This is a genomic window from Kitasatospora sp. NPDC043949, assembly GCF_056435365.1.
Genome location: NZ_JBWKEQ010000106.1, coordinates 1 through 6,246, shown reverse-complemented (window position 1 = coordinate 6,246; position 6,246 = coordinate 1). Strand labels below are relative to the sequence as shown.

The window sequence follows — 6,246 nt, the reverse complement described above, 5'->3', positions numbered from 1 at the left end:
CCTGGACCAAGACCGCCGACGAGATCCTCAAGTCCCTCGCCGACTACCTCGCCAAGATCAACCCAGTCGTCCAGGCATCACGGTAATTACTACCCTCATGATTTGTGGCGCATCACACTAGGGTCCGCCCGGCATCGTGACCGGGGGACGGCGGACGCCCTACGGGTGCGGCGCGCAGGCCAGCAGGTACGGCAGCAGCGGGAGCGCCGACACCACTATCCAGAAGGCCAGTTGGCGCCTTCGTCGGCCGTGCCCCGGTCGGGCCAGCCGGCGGACCCGGGCCAGCACCCCGGTGGCGGCCACCGCCAGCGACCCGCCGGGCGCGATGCCGTACGCCGTGCCCGGCACGACGCCGTGCGCGGCGCCCGTCGGGGCTCCGGACGTCGCCAGGGCGCAGAGCGCGGAGGCCAGTTCGCTGCGCGACACCCGCGCCAGCGCGGCGTCGTCGGCCGCCATCTCCAGCAGCAGCCCCACCTCCGCCCGCCCGCGCCGGGCCAGCGGCAGCGGGCCGAACAGCAGGGCGAAGGTGTCCGCCGGCAGCCGGAACAGGTGGTGGCGGCCGCGGATGTGTCCGTGCTCGTGCGCCACCGCCGCGGCCAACTGCCGGTCGTCCAGCAGCCGCAGCGCCCCGCGCGACAGGACCACCCGGGAGCTGCGGCCGGGCAGGCAGTAGACGGTCGGGTGGGCGTGCTCCAGGATCAGGGCGCCCCAGCGCCCGTCCCGGACGGCGACCACGTCCAGCATCGCCCGGTGCCGTCGGCGCGCCCGTCCGGCCCGGACGCCGACGGCCGCCACCACCGTGGCGATCGCGGCCCCGGCGGCGGCCAGCAGCCACCAGTCGTGGGTGTGCGGGGCGACGGGCCCGGGGGGCTCCGGGTGCGGGAACAGTCCGACCAGCCCGGCCGGCTCGTGGGCGAACGGCTCCACCGCGTGGTGCGCCGCCAGCAGCAACGCGACCAGGAAGGAGGCCATCAGGGCCAGCCAGAGCGCGGCGCCCGCCGCCGGGCGCGCCTGCAACCGGGCCGAGCCGGCCAGTCGGCGCGGCAGCAGGACCCCGGTCACGGCCAGGTGGAGGCCGAGCAGCGCGAGGGTCACTCGGCGTCCCGGGCCTTCACCTGCTCCAGCGCCGCCAGCAGCGCGGATGCCTCGTCGCTGCTCATCCCGTCGACGAAGTGCAGCAGCGCACCCGCCCGGTCCGGCGTGGTCTCCAGCGCCTGGCGCATCAGCCGCGCGGTGTACGCCTCCCGGGTGCAGGTCGGCTCGTACGCCCAGGCCCGGCCCACCTTGTCCCGGCGCAGCCAGCCCTTGGTGTGCAGGATGTCGGCCACCGTGGTGACGGTGGTGTACGCGACCGGCCGCTGCCGCTGGAGGTCGTCCACCACCTCGCGTACGGTGGCGGGCCGCCCCCAGGACCACAGCCGGTCCATGATCTCGGCCTCCAGGTCGCCGAACCCGCGCAGCACCGCCGTTCTCTCCCTCGCCGACCGCCGGCGCCCTTCGCCCGCTAGAACCCGCCCATGGTACGGCGCTCTCGCGCGCGGGTCGCCCGCGCACGCCGAAGCCCGCCCTCCGGAATGGGGGGCGGGCACCGGCGTGCGCCAGGGGTCAGGACAGCCGCCGCCCCATCGGGATGCGGGAGCGGGTCAGCAGGGCGGCGAGCAGCCCCGCCAGCACCGGGAGCACCAGGACGACCAGCAGCAGCTGGCCCCAGGGGGCGGTGATCAGGGCCGGGTGGCCGCCGAACCCGCTCGCCCGGGACTTCAGCAGGCCCACCGCGGGGACGAAGCCGTTGACCGCCCCGAGCAGCGCCCCGAGCAGGGCGATCATCGCGCACTGCAGTCCCGCCATGGTGCGGCGGATCCGCGGTGGTGCGCCGACGGCGGCCAGGGTGGCCTGGTCCTGGCGGGAGTCGGCGGCGGCCAGGCCGGTGGCGATGCCGGCGGCGCCGAGGACGACCAGTCCGGCGAAGCCGCTGAGGGCCAGGGTGAGGGCGTCGCCGCGGGACTGGAAGCCGCGCTCGACCTCCAGCTGGGCGGCCCGGTCGAGCCGGACGACGGCGGCCTCGGTGCGCTGCTGGGCCTTGCGGTCGGGCGGGGTGGCGGGCACCCAGATCGAGCCGGTGGGCTTCGCGGTGAGCCCGGGCAGGAGCTTGGGCAGCGCCGAGGGCAGGATCAGGCCCTGGGCGAAGCGGGCGGCGGTCGGGTTCTCGACCAGGACGGCGTCGGCCGGGATTTCCTGAAGGTCGGGCTTGGGGACCTCGCCGGGCTGGAGCGGCGCGCCGGAGCTGCCACGCAGCTGGAGCACCGCCCGGCCGTCGCCGGCGAGGAAGGCGCGGTCGAAGACCAGGATCTTCCCGGCGGCCAGGGCCTGTTCGGCGGCCGGGTCGTGGATGCCGAACTGGGTGCGGAGCATGGCGGCGTCCCCGGAGGCCAGGTGCGGCGGGCCGGACGCGGTGCGCCAGTTCACGGTGCCCTTGAGCTGGACGGTGCTGGAGCAGTTGGCACAGAACTGGTACACCGCTTCGCCGAGGTCGGCGCGCGGCCCCAGGTCGGTCAGCTGCTTGCCCACCTCGGCGCGCAGGCCGTCGAGTTGCGGTCCGTCGACGGTGGAGAGGAGCTGCACGGCGCCGTACGGGGCCTGCGGCCGGTAGTCGCGGCGGTTCTCGGCGTCGGTGCTGGTGCTGTAGACGCCGATGGCGACGGCCCCGGCCACGGCGGCCATCACGGCGGCGACGGCCGGCGCGGTGCGCGAGCGGTGCCGGGCGGAGTCGCGCAGGGCGAGTCGGGGGCCGAGCGGCAGCCGCCTGGCGAGCCGGCCGAGCAGGGCGACGAGTGCGGGGGTGCAGGCGAGCAGGCCGAGTTCGGCGATGACGGAGCCGCCGAGCACGGTCAGCGTGCGGGTGTCGTAGGTGCTGACGACGGGCACGCCGCCGTGTTGCAGCGCGCTCGCGCCGTACAGGGCCAGGGCGGCGCCGGCGGCGAGCAGCAGCACACCGAGCACGGTGACCCAGCGGTTCGGGGCCTGGACGGTGTCCCGGTCGGTGAGTCCGGCGGTGACGCTGCGGCGGGCGGCCTGCCGGGCGGGCAGCGCGGCCGCGAGGAGCGCCGTGAGCAGGCCGATCCCGCCGATCGCGAGCAGGTCCAGTGGCGGCAGGGCGAAGTGCCCGAAGCGGGCGCCGCCGGCCCGTTCGATCCACGGGCGCAGCCCGGCGACGAGGCCGCCGCCGAGGACCAAGCCGACCACGGCCCCGGCCGCGCCGAGGACGAGGGCGCCGCCGAGCACCACCGCGCCGACGTGCGTCCGCCGGCCGCCGGCGGCGCCGAGCAGCGCGAGCTGGCGGCGGGAGCGGCGGGCGCCGACCGCGAAGGCGGGGCCGGCGAGCAGGGCGACCTCCAGCAGGCCCATGCCGGTGACGGTGGCCACCACGACCTTGGTGTTGTCGTCGGCGGAGGGGCCGAAGGAGCGGTAGGCGTCCCGGTAGTAGGGGACGGCGGCGCGCGGCGGCGGGGCGAGCGCGACCGAGCGGGCGGTGAGGGTGTAGCCGTGGGCGTTGAACTCCTGGACCTTGGCCCAGTCGAGGGTGGCCCCGGCGGGGAGCCGGACCAGCCAGGCGCCGCGTTCGGGCTCCGGCGGTGCCGCGGCCGGGCTGCCGGGAGGCGTGGCGGCGGCGAGCTGGCTCAGCAACGCGCCCGACTGGGCGACGAGTTCGACCCGGCGGAGGTCGTCCGGGTGCTCGACGACGCCGGTGATGGTGAAGGTGGTCCGCTCCAGGCCCGGAAAGGTGGTGGTGCCGCCGACGGCCAGCCCGGCGTTGTCGAGGAAGGCCCGGGTGGCGGCCAGTTCGCGCGGGCCGCCCGGGGCGTGGCCGTCGACCAGGTTGAGCCGGCCGTGCCAGAGCGGGTCGGTGAGGTCGGCCTCGGTGGTGAGGGTGCGGACCAGGCCTTCGGGGGAGGTCGCGCCGGTCTCCGGGCCCTGCCGGGCGGAGGTGAGCACGCTGCCCGGCGGCAGCAGCCCGGTGACCAGGGTGACCGGGTCGGTGCCGGCGGCCTTCTGCTGCTCGGCCGTGGGCGGTTGTCCGGGGCGGGGCTGGGCCGCGAAGGCGCCGTCCTCGGCGACCGGGGCCTGCTCGACGGCCCGGCCGGGGGCGAGCGAGGTGACGAGGGCGTCCGCCCCGCCCAGCACCCGTTCGACCCGTTCGGCCGGGGTGAGCTGCCCGCTGCGGTGGACGACGTCGGCGCCGGTGACGCCGAGGACGGGCAGCGCGATCATGGCGACGATCAGGGCGCTGCGGCCCTTGGCGCGCAGCGCGTCGCGGCGGGCGATGCGCAGGGCGACCTTCCAGGCGCCGAGTCTCATCGGGCCACCTCGCCGAAGCCGCCGGCCGCGTGGCCGAAGTCGCCGACCGCGTGCCCGGTGCCGGTGGCCGAGTGCCCGGCCCCGTCGGCCGCGTGGCCGTAGCCGTCGGCCGGGGCGCTGAGCGGCTCGGCGGTCAGCCGGCGCTTGCCGGTGCGCCGCCCGTGGCTCTCGGAGGCGACCGCGCCGTCCTTCAGATGGACCACCCGGTCCGCCCAACTGGCGTGCGCGGCCTCGTGGGTGACCATCATCGCGGCGGCCCCGGCGTCGCAGCGGGCGCGCAGCACGGCGAGCACGGCCTCGCCGGTGGCGGAGTCGAGGGCGCCGGTCGGTTCGTCGGCGAGGACGAGGCGGCGCTCGCCGATCAGCGCGCGGGCGATGGCGACGCGCTGCTGCTGGCCGCCGGACATGTCGTCGGGGAAGCGGTCGGCGAGTTCCCCGATGCCGAGCTCCTCCAGGGCGGCGAGCGCCTCGCGGCGGGCGGTGCGTCCGGAGACTCCGTCGAGTTCGCGGGGCAGCGAGATGTTCTCGGCAGCGGTGAGAGCGGGGATCAGGTTGTAGTCCTGGAAGACGTACCCGATGGAGCGCCGCCGAAGGTCGGCGAGCCGGCCGCGGCTGAGGCCGCCGAGGGCCACGCCCTCGACCAGGATCTCGCCCTCGCTGGGCGCGTCGAGTCCGCCGGCCAGGGTCAGCAGGGTGGACTTCCCGGAGCCGGACGGGCCCATGACGGCGACGAACTCGCCGGGGTGGACGGCCAGTTCGACGCCGCGCAGGGCGTGTACCTCGGCGGCGCCCCGGCCGTGCACCCGGGTGACGTTGGCCAGGTGCAGGACGGGTGCGGATCGGGTCGGATCGCTGTGGGACACACTTCCCCCTCGTGAGCTGTTGAGCTGCATATGTCGGTGAACTATATATGCCGGACGGGGGTGCACGTCGAGGGGTGGGTTTGGTCAAGCTTCTACAAAGCTGTCGAAGTTCGGTCGAAACGCCGCTATCCGGGTGAAGGGGAGGGTTTATGCTTGACGAGATTTGAAAGGCACCTCGTTCGGTGAGGCGTCTTCACGGACACAGGCCACTGACCCGACGACGTCGAGAGACGCCCAGGTTCAGGACAGGTCTTCCCGAGTTAAGGGTTGACCCCAAGTGGCTTCCGGCCGATCGGGCTGGACACGCCGTGGAGTGCCAAAGCTCTGACGAGTTGGGGTGTGCCGGTCCCGTGGGGCCGGTCCGCTCCTTGCCGTGTCGCGATGCGGTGCACAGACGGTGCGCCCCCGACCGGGAGGAGGCGAGAGACATGGACTGCGATAGTCCGGGCCATAGTCGCCCCTGCCCCCGCATGCTCTCGATCACCTCTGGCACGCGGTAACAACCTTCCCTGCGCGCGTTCACCTGACGCTGCGTCATGCGCTCAACCGCGCCCCGACGCACGACGTCTGACGCTCCGTCATGCCCTCACGGCCGCCGCCGCTCAGCGCCGCCGTGCGGTCCGACGCCGTGCGCTCTCGCAGGGAGGATCGCTGCTGCGTGCCCCCTGTCGCCCCCTCAAGGAAGGGGGCAGGGAGGCCCTGCCATGACCAACGTGATGCTGGACCCGAAGGTCCCCACCACCACCCGCACCGCCGTGCTCGACGACGCCCACGTCGGCGACATCAGGGGTGCGCTCGGTACCATCCGGCTCGACGACACCACGCCGCGCCACGGCCTGTCCGCGCGGCTCAAGACCCTGCTCGCCATCGTGGGCCCCGGCCTGATCGTGATGGTCGGCGACAACGACGCGGGCGCCTTCTCGACGTACGGGCAGGCGGGGCAGAACTACGGCACGCAGTTGCTGTGGACGCTGCTGATGCTGGTCCCGGTGCTGTACGTGAACCAGGAGATGGTGCTGCGCCTGGG

Annotated in this window: 5 protein-coding genes and 1 riboswitch; of the genes, 1 reads left to right on the top strand and 4 read right to left on the bottom strand. The window is 75.1% G+C overall.

What is annotated here, in order from left to right:
* Nucleotides 1-159: 159 nt before the first annotated feature.
* The 4 genes from AC07AL_RS38380 to AC07AL_RS38365 form a co-directional block, all read right to left on the bottom strand.
* The gene (locus AC07AL_RS38380) at nt 160-1,095 is read right to left on the bottom strand and encodes a M56 family metallopeptidase (protein ID WP_478319555.1); all 936 of its coding nucleotides are present in this window, start codon (nt 1,093-1,095) and stop codon (nt 160-162) included.
* A complete protein-coding gene (locus AC07AL_RS38375) occupies nt 1,092-1,460 on the bottom strand; it encodes a BlaI/MecI/CopY family transcriptional regulator (protein ID WP_363589677.1) in 369 nt (122 codons plus the stop codon). The genes AC07AL_RS38380 and AC07AL_RS38375 overlap by 4 nt, the downstream gene beginning before the upstream one ends.
* Nucleotides 1,461-1,605: 145 nt before the next feature.
* The gene (locus AC07AL_RS38370; RefSeq protein WP_363633743.1) at nt 1,606-4,356 is read right to left on the bottom strand and encodes an FtsX-like permease family protein; all 2,751 of its coding nucleotides are present in this window, start codon (nt 4,354-4,356) and stop codon (nt 1,606-1,608) included.
* Complete coding sequence (locus AC07AL_RS38365; RefSeq protein ID WP_363633745.1) at nt 4,353-5,249, bottom strand: ABC transporter ATP-binding protein; 897 nt, start codon at nt 5,247-5,249, stop codon at nt 4,353-4,355. Before AC07AL_RS38365 ends, AC07AL_RS38370 begins: the two co-directional genes overlap by 4 nt.
* A 137-nt stretch (nt 5,250-5,386) precedes the next feature.
* Nucleotides 5,387-5,563, top strand: a riboswitch (M-box (ykoK) riboswitch).
* A gap of 360 nt (nt 5,564-5,923) precedes the next feature.
* On the opposite strand from AC07AL_RS38365, the gene AC07AL_RS38360 reads away from it, so the two are divergent.
* On the top strand, nt 5,924-6,246 hold a 323-nt coding region (locus AC07AL_RS38360), incomplete at its 3' end, for a divalent metal cation transporter (RefSeq protein WP_478319554.1).

Bases quoted from the DNA above. Each gene is read 5' to 3' on its own strand.
- AC07AL_RS38370 (WP_363633743.1), bottom strand. From the start codon at position 4,356: ATGAGACTCGGCGCCTGGAAGGTCGCCCTGCGCATCGCCCGCCGCGAC.
- AC07AL_RS38365 (WP_363633745.1), bottom strand. From the start codon at position 5,249: ATGCAGCTCAACAGCTCACGAGGGGGAAGTGTGTCCCACAGCGATCCG.